The sequence below is a fragment of the Flavobacterium subsaxonicum WB 4.1-42 = DSM 21790 genome, from assembly GCF_000422725.1.
GTDB classification, from domain to species: Bacteria; Bacteroidota; Bacteroidia; order Flavobacteriales; family Flavobacteriaceae; genus Flavobacterium; species Flavobacterium subsaxonicum.
The window spans coordinates 1-18,703 of record NZ_AUGP01000018.1; the positions used below are offsets into that span (position 1 = coordinate 1).

The 18,703-nt window shown below is 38.8% G+C and carries 14 protein-coding genes, 1 tRNA gene and 1 rRNA gene; 12 read left to right on the forward strand and 4 right to left on the reverse strand.

Going from position 1 to position 18,703, the window contains the following annotated elements:
* Positions 1–138: 138 nt before the first annotated feature.
* From rrf to G509_RS0106135, 4 genes are all read left to right on the forward strand, one after another.
* A 5S ribosomal RNA gene (rrf, locus tag G509_RS0106120) occupies positions 139–247 on the forward strand.
* 577 nt (positions 248–824) lie between these two features.
* Positions 825–4,085, forward strand: coding sequence for a T9SS type B sorting domain-containing protein (locus G509_RS0106125; protein ID WP_161627168.1), 3,261 nt, complete (start codon positions 825–827; stop codon positions 4,083–4,085).
* 182 nt (positions 4,086–4,267) lie between these two features.
* Positions 4,268–4,567, forward strand: coding sequence for a hypothetical protein (locus G509_RS0106130; protein ID WP_026990707.1), 300 nt, complete (start codon positions 4,268–4,270; stop codon positions 4,565–4,567).
* A 138-nt stretch (positions 4,568–4,705) separates the two neighbouring features.
* A complete protein-coding gene (locus tag G509_RS0106135) occupies positions 4,706–6,058 on the forward strand; it encodes a sigma-54-dependent transcriptional regulator (protein ID WP_026990708.1) in 1,353 nt (450 codons plus the stop codon).
* 2 nt (positions 6,059–6,060) lie between these two features.
* On the opposite strand, the gene G509_RS0106140 is transcribed toward G509_RS0106135, so the two are convergent.
* Complete coding sequence (locus tag G509_RS0106140; protein WP_026990709.1) at positions 6,061–8,466, reverse strand: ATP-binding protein; 2,406 nt, start codon at positions 8,464–8,466, stop codon at positions 6,061–6,063.
* 75 nt (positions 8,467–8,541) lie between these two features.
* Positions 8,542–8,883, reverse strand: a complete 342-nt coding sequence (locus G509_RS0106145; protein ID WP_026990710.1) for a helix-turn-helix domain-containing protein — start codon at positions 8,881–8,883, stop codon at positions 8,542–8,544.
* 411 nt (positions 8,884–9,294) lie between these two features.
* On the opposite strand from G509_RS0106145, the gene G509_RS0106150 reads away from it, so the two are divergent.
* Positions 9,295–9,657 carry a hypothetical protein gene (locus tag G509_RS0106150; RefSeq protein ID WP_026990711.1) on the forward strand — a complete coding sequence of 121 codons (363 nt, stop codon included), beginning with the start codon at positions 9,295–9,297 and terminating at the stop codon, positions 9,655–9,657.
* A gap of 21 nt (positions 9,658–9,678) precedes the next feature.
* Here G509_RS0106150 and G509_RS0106155 read toward each other — a convergent pair whose 3' ends face one another.
* Complete coding sequence (locus G509_RS0106155; protein WP_026990712.1) at positions 9,679–10,821, reverse strand: acyl-CoA dehydrogenase; 1,143 nt, start codon at positions 10,819–10,821, stop codon at positions 9,679–9,681.
* An 86-nt stretch (positions 10,822–10,907) separates the two neighbouring features.
* Here G509_RS0106155 and G509_RS0106160 point away from each other — a divergent pair, with 86 nt between their 5' ends.
* Positions 10,908–11,975, forward strand: coding sequence for an anhydro-N-acetylmuramic acid kinase (locus tag G509_RS0106160; protein WP_026990713.1), 1,068 nt, complete (start codon positions 10,908–10,910; stop codon positions 11,973–11,975).
* Here G509_RS0106160 and G509_RS0106165 read toward each other — a convergent pair whose 3' ends face one another.
* Positions 11,976–12,644, reverse strand: coding sequence for a response regulator (locus G509_RS0106165; protein WP_026990714.1), 669 nt, complete (start codon positions 12,642–12,644; stop codon positions 11,976–11,978).
* A gap of 107 nt (positions 12,645–12,751) precedes the next feature.
* Here G509_RS0106165 and G509_RS0106170 point away from each other — a divergent pair, with 107 nt between their 5' ends.
* The 6 genes from G509_RS0106170 to G509_RS0106195 all read left to right on the forward strand — a co-directional run bounded on the left by G509_RS0106170 (position 12,752) and on the right by G509_RS0106195 (position 18,664).
* Positions 12,752–13,477 (forward strand): LytR/AlgR family response regulator transcription factor, encoded by a 726-nt coding sequence (locus G509_RS0106170; protein WP_026990715.1) that lies wholly within the window; start codon positions 12,752–12,754, stop codon positions 13,475–13,477.
* A gap of 191 nt (positions 13,478–13,668) precedes the next feature.
* Positions 13,669–13,836 (forward strand): hypothetical protein, encoded by a 168-nt coding sequence (locus G509_RS23295; protein ID WP_154657763.1) that lies wholly within the window; start codon positions 13,669–13,671, stop codon positions 13,834–13,836.
* Positions 13,837–13,901: 65 nt separating this feature from the next.
* On the forward strand, positions 13,902–15,929 hold the full coding sequence (locus G509_RS0106180) for a tetratricopeptide repeat-containing sensor histidine kinase (protein ID WP_161627169.1): 2,028 nt from the start codon (positions 13,902–13,904) through the stop codon (positions 15,927–15,929).
* Positions 15,930–16,008: 79 nt separating this feature from the next.
* Positions 16,009–17,235: a Glu/Leu/Phe/Val dehydrogenase dimerization domain-containing protein gene (locus tag G509_RS0106185; protein WP_026990717.1), complete on the forward strand. Its 1,227-nt coding sequence runs from the start codon at positions 16,009–16,011 to the stop codon at positions 17,233–17,235.
* Positions 17,236–17,290: 55 nt separating this feature from the next.
* Entirely contained in the window at positions 17,291–18,505 is a 1,215-nt protein-coding gene (locus tag G509_RS0106190; protein ID WP_026990718.1) for a bifunctional folylpolyglutamate synthase/dihydrofolate synthase, read from the forward strand.
* Between the two features lie 81 nt (positions 18,506–18,586).
* A tRNA-Val gene (locus tag G509_RS0106195) sits at positions 18,587–18,664 on the forward strand.
* The last annotated feature ends 39 nt before the right edge of the window (positions 18,665–18,703 follow it).

Genomic DNA, 18,703 nt, shown 5'->3' on the forward strand with positions numbered 1-18,703 from the left:
CGCAAGGGGCAGGGAAGAACTTTCTAAATAAAAACAATTTTTCTTTATCTCAGTATGTTAAGATATTGGTTTACGGTTAACAGTTGGCAGTTGTCAGATTGTTATCAATACACCTATTGCCCAAGGCAATAAACCTTTTAAGGTGATTATTGCGGCGGGGCTCACCTCTTCCCATCCCGAACAGAGAAGTTAAGCCCGCCTGCGCAGATGGTACTGCAATTTGTGGGAGAGTATGTCATCGCCTTTCTTTTGAAAAGCCCTATCCAAACGGATAGGGCTTTTTTTTGTGCCTAAATTTTTGGGAAAAGTATCCCAAAGCAGGAGATCGATGCTGCTTAAGATTTTAAACTATGTAACATATCTTTATGCTCCATCTACTGTAGGATAAAGACTATCGTAATTAGTTGTCTGTGTTTCCTTTGCTGCTTATAATTACATTTAAGTGTGCAATACGGAAGCAATTAAGTTGTTAAATAGATATCAACAATTGTCTTTTAAGACGATTTTAGTAGTATTCCACTTTCTAAAACCAACTTTTTAAGTGTATTGTTGTTGTTGCATTGTTATGTATTTAGTAGTATTTTTTTTATATTCTTATTATTTCAATGTTAGATTAAAAATATAGTTATAAAAGATGGAATATTTTGCGATATTGGAAATATCATAATTATAATTATTATTTAGATAAAATTTAACTAATATTGGCATATATTTTTACTTAATAAGTTAAATGGCTTAAGCAGGTAATTATTTTGCAAGTTATGGGGAAAAACTACAATACAATTAGATTGCGCTTTTCGTTACGTTTAAATTTATTAATCTGCATGCTGTTGCTTTCGGGATTTACCGCAAGTGCCCAGTTGTCAGATTTTGAAGTAAACATAGCAACTACAGATGTTACCTGCGCAGGTAACGGTACAATGACTTTTACAGTAAATAATCAAACACCGGGTTCTACTTTAGAATTCTTTGTGTATTTACTTCCTAATACAACTTCATCTGTAGCCAGTACAAATAATTCATTATCTATCAATGGGCTTGCAGCAGGAAGCTACCAAGTGGTAGCAGTTCAAACTTTGGGGAGTGATTCTAATAATTTCACTATATCTCCTGTTGTAATTGATAATGAAGTTGTGCCTATTACATTTAACATATCTACAATAGCGCATAACTGCGATGCCGGTGGCGACCTTATCGTAAATGTGCTTACAGGAACAGCTACTTTATTTGAAATTTCTGCAGGCCCAGTAACAGTTCCGCCACAAGCGTCTAACACATTTACTGGTTTACCAGAGGGGCTGTATAATATTCGTGTATTCGACGAGTGTGGTAATGGTACTGTAGTAACATTTACTGTAAATTTTGATCCTGCACCTATTACAATATCACAGCCAGCATACAATACTACTTCTACCGGAGATTGTAATACGGTAACCGTTACTAATAGTATTAGTTACCCGGAAGGTACAGATATAACATATCCAGTAACGGTACAGTACACTATATATCCTTCGGGGGGTGGCGCACCAACAGTTTCTACACAAACTTTTAATAGTGGTTTTCCAAATATATTGGAGTTTAGTGATGTATTTCCTATTAATGCTGCCGATCCTTACTCTTACGACCTACTTATAACTAATGGTTGCGGAAATACATTTTCTTTAAACAACTTGGTTGTTAATCCTACGCCAACAATAAGTTTAAGCAAGATTCCTTTGCCATGCGGCTTCTATTACATAAGTGCCACGGCATCTCAGTATACACAAGAGTATACTGTTACGTTTATAGATCCGCCTGTAGGTTTTACACCATCAGCATACAATAGTGGTCATCCCGGCCCTTTCGATACTTCGAATATTTTATACGGTGGCGAAACACAGGAAGTTCCTGAAGGTCTATATAAAGTACAAATTACGGATATTTGTACCAGAACGAGTGCTGTAGCTACACTTTCAATTATAAATAAAATACCTGTGCTGTCTACAAGTGGCACTAATAGTAGCTGTAATGAAAATGCTGGCAAAATAACTATTGCAATACCGGACAGGGCTATAGTTTTTGCCGAAATTGTAGTTGCACCTGCTGCTTATGAGGCAATGTTTGCCCTTCCAAGTAATGTTTCGTCTTTTATAAACGCTGCGGGCAAATTGATAGTTACTGATTTACCTGTGGGTACTTATAAGCTTAATATTACTGACGAATGCGGACATCCTTATGAGGACATAGAAGTAATTGTACCGCCTTTTACTGATTTGCCGTTTGTTGCAACTGCCTATGCAGATTGTAATGTGGGTATTGGTGCGGTAAGGGTAAATAGCGGTAACGGAAAAATTACACAGTTAAGTATAATACAGGCTCCGGCTGCGTTTGGGTCTGTTCCGCAAAATGTGTCGGGTAATATAAACTCATCAGGTGTATTGCTAATGGATAGCCTTCCTGTAGGAGATTATGTATTTCAGGGTACAGATGTTTGTGGCGATGTAAAAACAGTACCTGTAACCATTACAGGTTACCAGCCTTCAGGCTCTGCAACTTTCACATTTAGTCCGTATTGTAATTCGTTTGAAATTACAATGTCTGATGCAGATGCATCTTCAAATGCCCCTACGTATTGGCTGCAAATGTTGGTTCCGGGTACAACAGACCAATGGATGCACCCAGATACAAGCGTTGTTTACGCAGAGGGTACTATGCCAAATGCTACTAATTCTCTTACCCTTGTTAATAATTCAGTTACTACCAACTTGCAGTATTTTGGTACATTCAGGATTGTAAAAGCATTTACAAGTATTGGAAACGGTACATCTAACAAACTTTGTATAGAAGTTTTAGGCGATAGCTTTGATTATCAATATGCAGTTACAATTAACAACGTATACGATGTTTCTTGTTTGTCTCCCGGCAATATTTATATTGAGGCTACGGGCATAGCCCCATTATTATATCGTATTACAGAAATTAATGGAGTACCCACTATTATAGAGAATGGTACCAGCAATATTTTTTCTGGCCTTTCTGCAAATGTGTATACCTTTCAGGTAGAAAATGCATGTGGCGAACAGGAAAGTATTACAAAAAATATTAGCACACTGCCAGATCTTGTGGAAGTTACACAACCGGATAATATTGCAATTTGCAGAGACGGTAACGAGGCGGTTTACCAGGAGTTTGACCTTTCGTTGCAAAATGCTACTATTTTAGGCTCTCAAAGCCCAAATAGTTATACAGTTACTTATTATGCATCTCAGGCTAATGCCGAAGATGAAGTTAATCCGTTGCCTTACTTATACACAAATACAAGTAACCCACAAACAATATATGCACGAGTGGTGCATAATAATGTACAGCTATGCAGCAAATTTGTTGAGTTTAAAATAGAGGTGGCACTTAAGCCGCAGTTAAATGTTGATGAAGACAGGTTTATTTGCGATACCGAAGATCATATCACTATAGGTGTTAATGCAGGTTTTGATGCTTATTACTGGCCTGCCACACAAGAAACAACATCATCCATCAATGTTACCGAGCCCGGATCTTACACGGTTACTGTTACAAAAAATTACGAAACCGGCCCGTGCTCATCGGATGCTACTATTATTGTAACGCCTTCCATCTCTCCGGGGCCTATTACAGTGGTTACAGAAGACTGGACCGATGATTACAATACTATAACAGTATTTGTTGATGGAGGCGGTACGTATGAATATTCTCTTAATAATGATGATTACCAGGAAAGCCCGGTATTTACAGACCTTTCAGCCGGTGTTTACACTGTATATGTTAGGGATATTGGTGGCTGTGGTATTAGAGAAAAGGAAGTTGCCTTGTTAAACTATCCTAAATTCTTTACGCCTAATGGAGATGGAGTTCATGAAACATGGAGAATTCCTAATTCCTACTACGAGCCGGGCATGGTGGTATACATATATGATAGGTTTGGTAAAATAATAACTTCTTTAAGCTATAAAAACACGGGGTGGGATGGTACTTATGATGGTAAGCAATTGCCATCTACCGATTATTGGTTTATGGTTAAACGCCGCGATGGCCGTATCCATAAAGGGCACTTTGCAATGGTGCGCTAAAAGTTGTAGAATTTCTACACATAGTTTGTGTATTTCCACATGTAATCTCACAACAAATAAAATTTAAAAATAAATTAAACCTCTGTAAATCAACATTTACAGAGGTTTTTTATTTATGTTGGTTTTGTGGTATGGTTATTTCATATATCTTAAACAGTTAACCACACTAAAACCTCCAGACCATGAAAAATTTATTCTTAACCGCAGCATTAGTTTTAGCCCTTGGCGCAAATGCAGCTTCAGTTACACTAAATACAACTTCGTTTACCTTTCAGGTTAACCAGGAAAAAGAATATAAAAAAGTAGACGCTAGTGCGGTACCTGCGGCTATATTAAAAGAAATAAGCACAAAATACAGTGGGTATGCCATTACCGATGCTTATGCATCTGAAGATGGAGAATACAAACTGGTTGTTGCTAAAGATAAAAAAACGGTAACCGTATTTTATACAAGCACGGGAGAGTTTGTTAAAGAAGCATAGTAAGGTGATTAAAACATATAGTAAGGTGATTTGAAGAATTTATTCTTCGATAGAAGGAGACGGAAGCGTCTCCTTTTGTTTTTGTTAACATTTTACAACTCGTAAAAACCTTACATTTGTAGATATTATATACCCCAAATGAGTTCGAAAATCCTGGTAATTGACGATGATACTGCTTTTTGTGTGATGCTTAAAACATTCCTTCAAAAGAAAGGTTTTGAAGTGGTAAATGCTTTTAATGCAGAACAAGCTCGGGAAGAAGTAAAAAATAACACCTTTGATGTTGTATTAACCGATATCAGGCTGCCCGATAGCGATGGCCTTGATGTGCTTAAACATATCAAAGAAACATCGTTGCATACCCCGGTAATTTTGATGACGGGCTATACCGATATTAAAACTGCCGTTAACGCCATGAAACTTGGCGCTTTTGATTACGTAGGTAAACCCATTAACCCAGACGAAATTTTACACATTATTGGCCTGGCGCTAAATAAAAAGGCCAGTAAAAGCACTAATGATGATACCGTTGCTCCTAAAAAGATAGTAGCTAAACAGGCTGCTGATGTTGCCTTTGTAAAGGGCATAAGCAACAACTCCGAAGAATTACACGAACACATAAACCTTGTTGCCCCAACCAATATGTCGGTACTTATTATTGGCGATAGCGGCACGGGTAAAGAATATATTGCGCAATCTATTCACCAGCAAAGTAAAAGGGCGGGTAAGCCGTATATTCCGGTAGATTGCGGTGCTATACCTAAAGAATTGGCATCGAGTGAATTTTTTGGCCACCTAAAAGGATCATTTACCGGTGCGGTTAACGATAAAACGGGCCATTTTGAGGCTGCTAACGGCGGTACGCTGTTTTTAGATGAAGTTGGTAACCTATCCTACGAAGTGCAGGTACAATTGTTACGTGCCCTCCAGGAACGTAAAATAAAACCGGTGGGCAGTAACCACGAAATTACTGTAGATATTAGGGTAGTTGCCGCCACTAACGAAGATTTGTATGAAGCTGTTAAGCGTGGCGACTTTAGGGAAGACCTTTACCACAGGCTTAATGAGTTTTGTATTAAAGTGCCCCGCCTTGCCGAGCGCAAGCAGGATATTATGGTATTTGCCAATCACTTTTTGGCTCAGGCAAATGTAGATCTCGAAAAAGAGATTGAAGGCTTTGACCAGGAGGTTACCAATTTATTTAAGAGCTATGACTGGCCGGGTAACCTGCGAGAAATGAAAAACATCATCAAGCGGTCAGTTTTGCTTGAAAAGTCGGATATGATCCATTTAGAGGTATTGCCTCCTGAGATGCAGCAATCTTCGGGTACGGGCAGTATTTTGGCTAACTATACCAAGGATAACGAAGAAGAGGCTATTAAAAAAGCTTTGGAAAAGGCCAACTACAATAAATCTAAGGCGGCAAAATTATTGGATATAGACCGTAAAACGCTCTACAATAAACTTAAGCTATATAATTTAGATTTATAACCTTAAGCAATTTCGCGCTGAAGGCTGTAACACAACACATCCATACGGCCGCAAATATCTTCTATATAATCTTTTATATTAATGTCGGCATCCAGAGTGCTGTCTTCCACCGCTAAAAGCATATCGGCAATAGAATATACTTCCATCTGGCGCAGCATGGGTATCATTCTGTGGGCGGTTTGTGCCAGTTGCTCCTCATCATTATCGTCTAAGGCAGTTTTTAATCGCAGGCAGTTTTCCTGGGCACTTTCTATAAAAGTAAGTACTATGGTTTTTAGCGATTCAGGATCGTTATTGGTAAACTGCGAAAGGCTGTTAAGGCTGAATAATTTACCGGTTAGCCTGTGCTTTGCCGGCTGAGCGGTTGCTATTACCGTATCGCCAAAAATTTTAGAGATAAGTGCCAATAATTGCTCCAGCTGTATAGGTTTAGGGTGGTGTGCGGTAAAGCCTCTTTTAATATAATCGTCTGATGATAGATCTCTCTTGCCGGATAGTGCTATAACAGGCAATGCCGCTATAAAACTATTATTGTGGCTGCGAACCATCTGTACCAGCTCAAAACCATCTTTTACAGGCATTTGTATATCGGTAAGTATAATATCAAACCTGTTTTCTTCCAATAGGCGCTCTACAGCTACCGAATTTATCTCAGCTGTAACCTGCACCGGATAATTTTGCAGCAACTCTTTCATAAGTGTTAGCTGTACATTATCATCATCTACCACCAATATTTTTTTACCGGCCAGGGCAGGGTAGCTGCTTGGCTGTGGCGGCAATGCTTCGGTCTCAACAACATTTCGGGCGGCAACGCAGGGCAGGGTAATGGTAAAGATTGATCCCTGACCTTCGGTACTTTCCAGGGCTATGCTGCCATCCAGCAGTTCTATAATCCGTTTAGATATGGTTAGGCCAAGGCCGGTACCGCCAAATTTTTTCTCGATACCATCATGTGCCTGGGTAAATTCTTTAAATACCGCAGCGTGTTTCTCTGGCGCTATGCCAATACCGGTATCCAGCACCGATATTACAATATCAAAGCCTTCAATTTTTGCTGTAACCTCTACAGATCCTTCGTGGGTAAACTTAATAGCATTGCTAATAAGGTTGGTAAGTACCTGCTTAATACGGTAAGGGTCTGATATAAAATTGGCGTTAAGCTCTTCTTCCACATCCCAATTAAGCTCTATGTTTTTTTCTAACGCAATGGGCTCTAATATACGTGCAGCCGACTCTATTACGGTTTTCATATTAAAAGCCGTTTTTTCTATAGTAATGCGGTTGTTTTCAAGTCGGGAGAAATCAAGCAGGTCGTTAACCAGCTTTAAGATATAATTGGCCGACTCTTTAATATTAGCCAGGTATTGGTTTTGCTTAGGCGATACCCCGGACTCTTTAATAAGGTTATGAAAGCCGATAATGCTCCCCAGTGGGGTTTGCAAATCGTGGGTTACCGTGGCCATAAGCATGCTTTTGGTGTGCAGCAGCTCCTCATTCTCAATATTAAGCATTTCGAGCTGCTTACGGTAATTTTGGTTGCTGGTAAGATCGCGTATAATTATAGAGGCAAAAACTATTAAAAAAAACAGCGTAGCCGCGCCCACCCATGCCATGGTTTTTACCGTGTTGGAAAGTGCCGACTGCGATTGCTGTATTTTACTGTATGATTTTTGTACAAACTCATTTTCTACATCGGTAAGTATAACCCGTAGCTGATCTGATATTATACGGTTCTCGTCAAGCAGTTTTTGCTCTTTGCGGTACAGCTTAAAGCGCAATTTGTTGTCTTTAATAACAAGGCTGGTAAGCACTTTTTCGAACGCCATAGCAAGAGAGTCGTTACTAACAGGCAGTTTGCTAAGCGAATCGAGTTGTTGTGGGGTTAAAAGCGAGTTTACAACATTGCGCCATTCTGATTGTTTGGTAGACCGAATGGGTTTAATAGAACTCCATATAGAATCCTTAACCTCATAAATGCCATAAATAGCTTTGGTAAAAGTATTATCGGCAGAATAGGTTTTGCGGTATTTTATAATCTCTGCAATGCTGTTTTTTTTACGGGCAAGCAGTAGTTGTATGGAGTCGAATTTTTGAACCTGGGCGCTGTCAACATCTTTTTTAATGGCATTAATCTCGTTGTTAATGCTGTCGGTAAGTTGGTTGTAGCGATTAAGGTCTTTGGCCGACCCTGTAAGCATATAGCTACGGCCCACGGCTTCAGAAGAGTATAGGCTGGCAATAGTGTTGCTTATTTTTATAATTTTATTGTTGTCCTGCCCGGTGTTAGCGGGCAGGGCAATTTTTAAAATTTCTGTATAAACAAACCATACCGAAACTACAGCTGTGGCAAACAGCAAAAAGTAGCCGGCAATAACTTTATATTTTATTGCTTTAGGTTTTTGTACCATGCTATAAAATTAGCAATTTATATGTTACCATAAACGGCACAAAAACTATTAAAGTATATAAAATTATAAGTGGTGTTAGCTTCTAACAATAACTCTTAAAAAGCTAACTTCGTCTTTAAGATGCTGTACTTCGGCCCTAAGGCTTTCTACAAGAATGTCGTACACTTCTTTGTTAGTACTATTAAAGTTTGCATTATCTGCTTGCTGGTTTTCGTTCAGCACTCCGTTAAAAAGATACATGATGTTAATATCCAGAATGCGCACAATTTTAAGAAGTTTTACAACATTAAGCCTCCTGTCATCTTTTTCAAGCCTTCCGTAATTGCTTTGTGTAACATCCAATTGTAGCGCCATGCTTTCCTGGGTAATTCCTTTTTCTTCGCGTAATTTTTTAATTCTTTGACCAATCACATTCATTTCTTAGTAATTTTTTAGTTGAATAATTTAGTTCTGGATGGTATTGATTTGTTGGATGCGTACTATTTATTTAATTTTTTATTAGCCTATTTATAACTATAATTTGGCAAATTAGTTTTTAACTTGGCTATGTGGTAAAACACAACCTTCACCCTACTTACTTATCACTTACTTTACTTAATCTCAATTTTAGCTGTTTTGCCTTAATCGGTTAGAACAAGTGTAGCGTTTTGTACTAATCATGGTATAAAAGTAGAAAAGTTATCCGCTCGTCAAAATAGAGGTTGAAATTATTCGATATAATGCTTACTTTATCCGTTAAAAAACAAATAAAAATTAAATATATAGTTACGTTTTAATAGTTATACTTTAAATATAAAAATTACCCCCACAAACTAAACAGAAGAGAGTATGGATATTGAAATTTTGGTTTATGATAACCAGCTTGGTTATTATGATTTGCTTCGCGAAGAGCTGCGAATGGGCTATGTTTTTACCCTGCATCCATCGTATACAGATGATAGCCCCGTTAAGCATGATGCCGTTATTTTTTTTCTAAATGATGGTATCGAGCTTATAGACCTTGCAAAATTGTATGATGAGAAACTACCCTTTATATTGGCGTCGACCAAAATAACCGGAGATGGCTTACTTAAAAGAGAAAATTTGTTTACTGTAAATCTTAACCTAACCAAAGATGCTTTGGTTAAAGAATTTAAAAAAATACTGGATGGTATAGCCAACCAGCTTATTTTAAGTGAAAATGCCCTGTAATTACAGGGCATTTTTTTTGTTTTATTGGGCAATAATAGCCCTGGAAATAACAATTTTCTGAATTTCAGATGTACCCTCGTATATCTGGGTAATCTTGGCATCGCGCATAAAACGTTCTACGTGATATTCTTTAACGTAGCCATTGCCACCGTGTATTTGTACGGCCTCAATGCTGGTATCCATAGCAGTTTGCGATGCAAATAGTTTTGCCACTGCGCCACTTACATCATAATTATGGCCATTATCTTTATCCCACGCTGCTTTAAGGCAAAGGTGGCGTGCAGCCTCTATGGCCACATACATATCGGCAAGTTTAAAGGCAATAGCCTGGTGGTTGCAAATTTCTGTGCCAAAGGCCTTGCGCTCTTTACTATATTTAAGAGCCAGCTCGTAAGCACCTGATGCTATGCCCAATGCCTGAGATGCAATACCTATACGGCCACCGGCAAGGGTTTTCATAGCGAATTTAAAGCCAAAGCCGTCTTCGCCAATTCGGTTTTCTTTAGGAACCTTAACATCGGTAAACATAAGCGAGTGTGTGTCGCTGCCACGTATACCAAGCTTTTGTTCTTTAGGGCCTACCTCAAAACCGGGCATGCCTTTTTCTATAATAAGGGCATTAATGCCTTTGTGTTTTTTTTCTACATGGGTTTGTGCAATAACCAAATACACATCGGCAGTACCGCCGTTGGTAATCCAGTTTTTGGTGCCGTTAACAATGTAATGGTCGCCCATATCTACAGCCGTAGTTTTTTGAGAGGTAGCATCGCTGCCCGCCTCTGGCTCGCTAAGGCAAAAAGCACCTATAATCTCGCCGGTTGCCAGGCGGGTAAGGTATTTTTGTTTTTGCTCCTCGGTACCAAAAGCCTGAAGGCCCCAGCACACTAAAGAGTTGTTTACAGACATAACTACCGAAGCAGATGCATCTACTTTAGAAATTTCTTCCATGGCCAGTACATAAGATATAGTGTCCAGCCCGCTGCCACCATATTTAGGGTCTACCATCATGCCCATAAAACCCAGTTCGCCCATTTTTTTAATTTGCTCTGTGGGAAAAATTTGTTTTTCGTCGCGTTCTATAACACCCGGAAGCAATTCGGCCTGAGCAAAATCTCTGGCGGCCTGTTGAATCATCAGGTGCTCTTCGGTTAGTTTGAAATCCATAATTAATAAATTACTTTTTTGTTTTATTCTGTCCAAATGTAGTTATTTAATGGCAATAATTCAAAATGAATGATTATTTTTAGCCCATGATTACGAAAAACTACAACGTTATAGGAATTATGTCGGGAACATCGCTGGATGGGACTGATTTAGCACATATTACATTAACCTTTGCCACCGGCGGCTGGAGCTTTAAAATTCATGAAGCGGAAACGGTTGCTTATTCTAACGAATGGGTAGGCCGGCTTAAAGCTGCCATAGATTTTGATGCCGCCCAACTGCAACAACTTAATGAAGACTACACGGTACTCTTAGCCGATATTATAAACCGTTTTATAGCCACCCATGCAATTGATAAAATAGATGCTGTGAGTTCGCACGGGCATACCATATTGCACCGGCCGCAGGATGGCGTTACACTGCAAATTGGCAACCTGCCTAACCTTGCCCAACTGATACAGCAAATTGTAGTATGCGATTTCAGGGTGCAGGATGTGGCACTTGGCGGGCAGGGCGCTCCGTTGGTACCTATAGGCGACAGGCTGCTTTTTGCTGATTATGCCTACTGCCTAAACCTTGGCGGTTTTAGTAATATATCTTTTGAAGAAAACGGCAACCGCATAGCCTTTGATATTTGTCCGGTTAATACGGTGCTTAATTTATATGCCAATCAGTTAGGGTTTGATTATGATGATGGGGGGCGCATTGCTCAAAGCGGTAAACCGGTACCCGGATTGTTGGAAGAGCTTGATGCGTTAGATTTTTACAGTGCCCCGTATCCAAAATCGTTAGGGTTTGAATTTGTAAAGCAAACCGTGCTGCCACTAATAGGCAAGTATACAGCAAGTGCGCAGGATATTTTGCACACCTTTACAATACATGTTGCAAGCCAAATAGCCAATGTAATTAAACAAAAAAATGTAAACGGCAGCCTGCTGATAACTGGAGGCGGAGCCTACAACACTTTTTTGATTAATACATTACAGCAATTATTACCGCAAACTAAAATTGCAGTGCCCGATGATAAAACCATACAATTTAAAGAGGCACTTATTTTTGCCTTGTTAGGAGTATTACGATTAAGGGGAGAGGTAAATGTACTGGGCAGTGTAACCGGAGCTGTAAAAGACCACAGCTCGGGTAAAATATACTAACTATAGTATACCTAATTTTTTAATGGCTTCAATAAGGTCGTGGTCATCGCCGCCTTTGCCTTGCAGCAGCATGTTTTTCATGTGGGCCTTTCTTTTTTCTATGGCACTAAGCGATAGCGGCACATAGTTGGGTATGTTCTTGGTAAGGATACCTTCAGACAGGCGCATTAAAATTTGCTTATCATAACTGTCCAGGTTGTAATTATCAAACACTTTATCTTTAAGCGATTTTACAATTTTATGGCTCAGGTAGGTGTCTCCCGAGAAAATTATCTGGAACGCGTTTAAAAATTCGTCTATATCAATATCACTTTTGCACAAAATGCCCTGCGGGTTAATTTCTTTAATAAGGCGGTCTATTAAAGCAGCCTCGCTGTGCATGGTAAGTATAATTATAAGGCAGTCTGGTATGGTGTTACGAATAAGCACACCAAGGTCTAACCCCGAAAATATTTTTTGTTCCGGATAGGGTGGCAGGCTAAGGTCCAGGTAGGCAATATTAATTTTAGTGCTGCTATTGGTAATTATATTATACGCTTCTTCGCAATTAAGCGCTTTTATAAAGCTAACATTGTAGCCTTCAAATTCTTCTTCAGAGAGAACGTTAACGTAGCCATTAACCGTCATCGGATGGTCGTCAACAATCAAAATATTTAAATCTTCAGCCATGGCAAAAAATCGTAAAAAATACAGTTTAACAAAAATTACGGTTTTCCCGTAAAATTAATAAAATTAGATTATTTAAATTGCCGCAATTTTTCTTAACATTTTTTTGTGTGCAATACTCTTATCTAATCATAGACAACGATACCGCAAATGTAAAGGAAACGCTTCGACAGTTTGAAGAATTTCCTGAATATTTTTGCGTGGGTGTGGCTGATAATAAGGGCGATGCCATAAACAAAATTTTAGAAACCCAGCCAAGTATAGTATTTTTAGAAATTAACCCTAAAAATAAAAAGGGTAACCTGTCTTTATCTCTAATAACAGAGTTGCACCAGTATTTAGATGTGCTGCCGCAATTTGTAGTACTTACAGAAAGCCCTAAATTTGCTTTTGAAGCCATAGGTGCCGGTGTGTTTGATTACGTTTTAAAGCCACTTAATAAATTCGACCTGCGCAAAACGCTTTTAAAATTCCAGAAAACAAATCAGGTTGCTGCAAATACAACCATTTGTATAAAATCGTACGGAGATTACCAATTTATAGCGCTTAGCGATATTGTGTATTTAAAGGCAGATAACAATACAACCGACTTTTATTTGCAAAACGGGCGTAAGCTTACGGCTTATAAAACCCTTAAGCACTACGAGGCTAATTTACCATTCTTCTTTTTCAGGATACATAACAGTTATATAGTAAACAGTAATTATGTATCCAGAATAAATACAGGTAAGTCTTTATGCTACCTTAACAATAGCGATCTTTCTATCTCATTTTCTAAAACTTTTAAAGAAAATATAGATACCCTTATAAGGAGGATTGCCCCGGAATATTTATAATATAATCATTCACCCTGCAAATCGGTCGAGTTACTCACATACAGGGGGTAGTTACTAAACACGTTGTAAATCACTAAACTAATTACCGGTTTAGTACGTAGTTTTGCTTCAGAATCAAACAGGAAAACAAAACTTGATTATCTAAAAAACGAATATTTACACACTTTACAACAACTTTAAAATTTACTACCATGAAAAAATTTATCCTTACATTAGCTCTTATTGCAACTCTTAGTGTTTCAGTTACTTCTTGCTCTACAGATGATAGCGCATTAGAGCAAACAACATCTGCCGATGGCGGACTTTCAACTGGTAACGGCGATGTAAACCTTCCAAGGCCAACACTTCCAAGAACATAATAGTTATTACATAAAATATATTTATTTTTGAGGCGATGGTACAAACTACCATCGCCTCAAAAATTTTGAATAAGTACCAAGTTATATTACTCCTAAGTTTTTTTTTTATAATTATTTCCTGCGAAAATTCCAGGAAACAAAAAAGGATATTAAATGCTGAGGCAGAAAAATTATTAAATCAGGCAGATAATACTACTTTAAATAATGCTCAAAGGGTTAAACTGCTTGATTCGGCTTATTCTCAGTTTGAAGGAGAAGGACACGACTCACTATCGGTCAAATTTTACCGGAATATTGCTTCATCCTATTATAATGTATATCAGGTTCCGAAATCTATAAAAGCCAGCCGGAAATCGTATCAGTTAGCGTTAGCTGCAAAAGATACCTTTGGAATGGCGAAAGCCCTTTATATTTCCGGAGTAGCCTTTTATGATAACAAAAATAAAGACAGTGCCTTTGCTAAATACAACCAGGCCGAAAAGCTGTATGAAAAGCTTAATAACCCTGATGTTGCCGGTGTAATATTATATAAAGCCTATATATACTATGATATTGGCGATTATGTTTTATGCGAAACTGAAGCCGTAAAAGCTTTACGGTTATTCAGGATAAAAAAATGGAACCTCGAAATACACAATGCCAATAATTTAATTGCCGCCGCTTTAGATGGGCAACATAACTACGAAGGGGCAATTACATACTACAAAGCGGCCTTAGATCAGTTAGAATATTTTAAACAGGATGGCTATAGCGATGATATGATAGCCGTATACAGGGCTTCGTGTTTAAATAATATGGGGCTTGTTTACATAGAAATGGATGAACCGGATAAAGCTGTTGCTATATATAAAGATGTTTTAGCCTATAATAATAAAGCGTACACCCCGGGCTTATATGCGCGGCTGCTTAATAATTATGCCGCTGCTAAATTAAAACAAGGCGATTTTACAGGCCTGCCGGGCCTTTTTTATAAGTCGTTAAAAATAAGGGATAGTATAGGTGTAATGTCTGATGTTATTGCCAGCCGTTTTAAGCTGGGCGAATATTACCTTGCGCGCAAAGACACATCTGTAGCCGTAAGTTATTTTAGGGGCGCCTACCGCGAGGCTAAAACCATTAAAAGTAGTTACGATATTTTAAAAACCCTAAAAATACTGGGCGAGGTAGATAAGCAAAATAATGCATCTTACACAGACCTATATATTCGTGTAAACGATAGTATACAGGAGAAAGGCAAAGCCGACCGTAACAGGTTTGCCCGTATAGCTTACGAGACCGATAGGCTGGAGAGCGAAAAAGAAGAGCTAAACCGTAAAAATACCTTTATAATAGGAGTATCTGTAGTTATATTGTTGTTTGTGGCTGCAATATTTATAATCTATTACCTTAATTCCCGTAATAAAAAGCTAATGCTTATACAAGAGCAGCAAAGGGCAAACGAAGAAATTTACCAGCTTATGTTCGAACAGCAATCTAAAGTTGATGCCGCCCGTGCCGAAGAAAAAACCCGTATAGCAATGGAACTGCATGATGGTATTTTAAATAATATTTATGCCGTTAGGCTTAATCTGGAGTTTACTAACAGAAAAACCGACCAGGAAAATATAGATAAGCGTAAAGGCTTTATAAAAGAACTGCAATTGGTAGAGGGCGAGATAAGGGCAGTATCGCACGAGCTAAGCCGCAACGTGATTTTTGAGCAAAACCAAAGCTTTGAGAGTATATTGGGTTTTATGGTAACCTCTCAAAAAAACACTTTCGGTACCGAGTTTGAGGCACTTATAGACCGCGATATAGATTGGGAAAATATACCCAATACCAGTAAAATAAACGTTTACAGGATTATACAGGAGGCATTGCAAAATATAAATAAATATGCCGAGGCACACCATGCTGTGGTTAACGTAATTAAAGATAAAGACACTATAAAAATTATGGTTACCGATGATGGTGCCGGCTTTGATACTGCAAAAGCGGCTGGTGGCATTGGCCTTAAAAACCTTAAAAAACGCACTGAAGCACTCAGTGGCACTATAAACATTGAGTCGGAGCCGGGGCACGGCACAGTAGTTTCGGTTAGTTTTCCACTATAACAGTTTTTGTAACAAAAAAATAAATATTTGAGAATTATATCTTTTATATATTTGCATCGGTTATAAAAAACACAACAAAATGAAAGATTTACTTAGTAAATACGAAAATAAACAACCTGAAATAGTTTTTAACTGGAAAGATACTGAAACCGAGGCCGAAGGGTGGACGGTTATTAATTCGCTTCGTGGTGGTGCTGCCGGTGGTGGTACCCGTATGAGAAAAGGCCTGGATATGAATGAGGTACTTTCTCTTGCCAAGACCATGGAGGTTAAATTTACCGTATCCGGCCCAGCTATTGGCGGTGCTAAATCGGGTATTAACTTTGACCCTAACGACCCTCGTAAAAAAGGTGTGTTACAGCGTTGGTACAAAGCGGTTTCGCCATTACTTAAAAGCTATTATGGCACGGGTGGCGACCTTAATGTTGATGAAATTCATGAAGTGATACCAATGACCGAAGAGTGTGGCGTTTGGCATCCGCAGGAAGGTGTGTTTAACGGCCACTTTAGGCCAACCGAAGCCGATAAAATTAACCGTATTGGCCAATTGCGCCAGGGTGTGGTTAAGGTTATCGAAAACCCTTCGTTCTCGCCAGATGTTACCCGCAAATATACTATTGCCGATATGATTACCGGTTTTGGCGTTGCCGAGGCTGTACGTCATTTTTATGCTACATACGGTGGTAATGCCGAAGGTAAAAAAGCAATTGTACAGGGATTTGGTAATGTAGGCTCTGCTGCAGCATTTTACCTTGCTAAAATGGGCGTAAAAGTTGTGGGTATTATAGACCGCGATGGTGGCCTTATTAATAAAGACGGCTTTAGCTTTGCCGAAATAAAAGACCTTTTCTTAAATAAAGACGGTAACAAACTGGTTGCCCAGAATATGATTCCGTTTGAGGCTCTTAATGCTGAGGTTTGGAACATTGGTGCCGAGATATTTACGCCATGTGCTGCATCAAGGTTGGTAACAAAAGATCAGGTTGATAGCATGATAGCTGCCGGATTAGAAGTTATTTCTTGTGGTGCTAACGTTCCGTTTGCAGATAAAGAAATTTTCTTTGGTCCTATTATGGAAGCTACAGACAGTAAAGTAAGCCTGATTCCTGACTTTATTTCTAACTGCGGTATGGCAAGGGTATTTGCTTACTTTATGGAGAAAAAAGTATTTATGACCGATGAGGCTATTTTTAACGATACATCTGAAATTATTAAGAAAGCCATTGTAAACGTGCATGCGCAAAACCCGAATAAAACCGGCATTAGCCAGGCTGCTTTCGAAATTGCACTAAAGCAACTGGTGTAACTTATATAAAATAACACTATTTTTAATGACAGATTTAATCTGTCATTTTTTTATTATGACCTATAAAGAAACCACCGAATGGATGTTTAGTCGCCTGCCTGTCTATCAGTTACAGGGCGCATCGGCCTATAAAAAAGATTTGGGCAACACCTTATTACTGGCCAAACACCTGGGCAATCCTGAAAAAAAAATTAAAGCCATACACGTTGCCGGTACCAACGGCAAGGGATCGGTGTCATCCATGCTTGCGTCTATTTTACAAGAGGCAGGCTACAAGACCGGGTTGTACACATCGCCTCATTTAAAAGACTTTAGAGAGCGTATTAAGATTAATGGACAGGATATATCCGAAGATTTTGTAATGCGCTTTATAGCCGCTAACAAAACGTTTTTTGAGGCGCAGGACCTAAGCTTCTTTGAGATGACTGTTGGCCTTGCCTTTGATTATTTTGTAGAAGAAAACGTAGATATTGCAATTATAGAAACGGGGTTGGGAGGTAGGTTAGATTCTACCAACATCATAACTCCTTTAATATCAGTAATTACCAACATAGGTTTAGATCATACTTTTTTTCTGGGTAATACGCTAACGGCTATTGCCGGAGAAAAGGCCGGTATTATCAAGCCGGGCATACCAACGGTTGTAGGCGAATATACCGCCGAAACCAGGTCTGTTTTTGTAAATAAGGCTGCTGAGGTTGATGCGCCGCTCTATTTCGCGTCTGATGAGGTGCTTGAAGACTATGAGTCAGATCTAAAAGGTGATTATCAACATCATAATAAAAAGACCGTTTTAAAGGCTATAGAGCTGCTACAGCCGTATTTTCAAGTCACTACAGAGCATGTAAATACAGGGTTGCTTAATGTTGTTCGCAATACAGGGCTTTTAGGGCGTTGGCAGCAATTGCACGAAAATCCAACGGTTATTGCCGATACGGCGCACAACCCACACGGACTTTCATCGGTAATGCAGCAGGTACAGGAGCAGAAGTACGATACATTAAGAATAGTTTTTGGGGTGGTTAACGATAAAGACCTCTCTGAAATTTTGCCATTATTGCCTAAAAATGCTGTTTATTATTTTACCGAGCCAAATATTTCAAGAAAATTAGATAAAAATATTTTGCAGCAATCGGCAACAGAATTTAATCTTAAGGGTAATGTATATAATTCGGTTGCAGAAGCTTATGATCAGGCTATGGCAGATGCAACCCACGAGGACTTTATATACATAGGCGGAAGTACCTTTGTTGTTGCAGAAATTTTGTAAATAAAGTTTGCAGAATTAAAAAACAGTCTTATATTTGCACTCGCAATAAGGAACTAAATATAGCGACAGATTGCGAGATTAGGGCGATTAGCTCAGTTGGTTCAGAGCATCTCGTTTACACCGAGAGGGTCGGGGGTTCGAATCCCTCATCGCCCACCACAATTAAGCTTTATATCATTATAAAGTACATTAAAACAA

What these genes read in the sequence shown, in the direction of transcription:
- G509_RS0106155 (WP_026990712.1), bottom strand. Translation starts at nt 10,821, where the DNA reads ATGGATTTCAAACTAACCGAAGAGCACCTGATGATTCAACAGGCCGCC.
- G509_RS0106125 (WP_161627168.1), top strand. Translation starts at nt 825, where the DNA reads ATGCTGTTGCTTTCGGGATTTACCGCAAGTGCCCAGTTGTCAGATTTT.
- G509_RS0106185 (WP_026990717.1), top strand. Translation starts at nt 16,009, where the DNA reads ATGAAAGATTTACTTAGTAAATACGAAAATAAACAACCTGAAATAGTT.
- G509_RS23295 (WP_154657763.1), top strand. Translation starts at nt 13,669, where the DNA reads ATGAAAAAATTTATCCTTACATTAGCTCTTATTGCAACTCTTAGTGTT.
- G509_RS0106150 (WP_026990711.1), top strand. Translation starts at nt 9,295, where the DNA reads ATGGATATTGAAATTTTGGTTTATGATAACCAGCTTGGTTATTATGAT.
- G509_RS0106135 (WP_026990708.1), top strand. Translation starts at nt 4,706, where the DNA reads ATGAGTTCGAAAATCCTGGTAATTGACGATGATACTGCTTTTTGTGTG.
- G509_RS0106145 (WP_026990710.1), bottom strand. Translation starts at nt 8,883, where the DNA reads ATGAATGTGATTGGTCAAAGAATTAAAAAATTACGCGAAGAAAAAGGA.
- G509_RS0106190 (WP_026990718.1), top strand. Translation starts at nt 17,291, where the DNA reads ATGACCTATAAAGAAACCACCGAATGGATGTTTAGTCGCCTGCCTGTC.
- G509_RS0106130 (WP_026990707.1), top strand. Translation starts at nt 4,268, where the DNA reads ATGAAAAATTTATTCTTAACCGCAGCATTAGTTTTAGCCCTTGGCGCA.
- G509_RS0106140 (WP_026990709.1), bottom strand. Translation starts at nt 8,466, where the DNA reads ATGGTACAAAAACCTAAAGCAATAAAATATAAAGTTATTGCCGGCTAC.
- G509_RS0106165 (WP_026990714.1), bottom strand. Translation starts at nt 12,644, where the DNA reads ATGGCTGAAGATTTAAATATTTTGATTGTTGACGACCATCCGATGACG.
- G509_RS0106160 (WP_026990713.1), top strand. Translation starts at nt 10,908, where the DNA reads ATGATTACGAAAAACTACAACGTTATAGGAATTATGTCGGGAACATCG.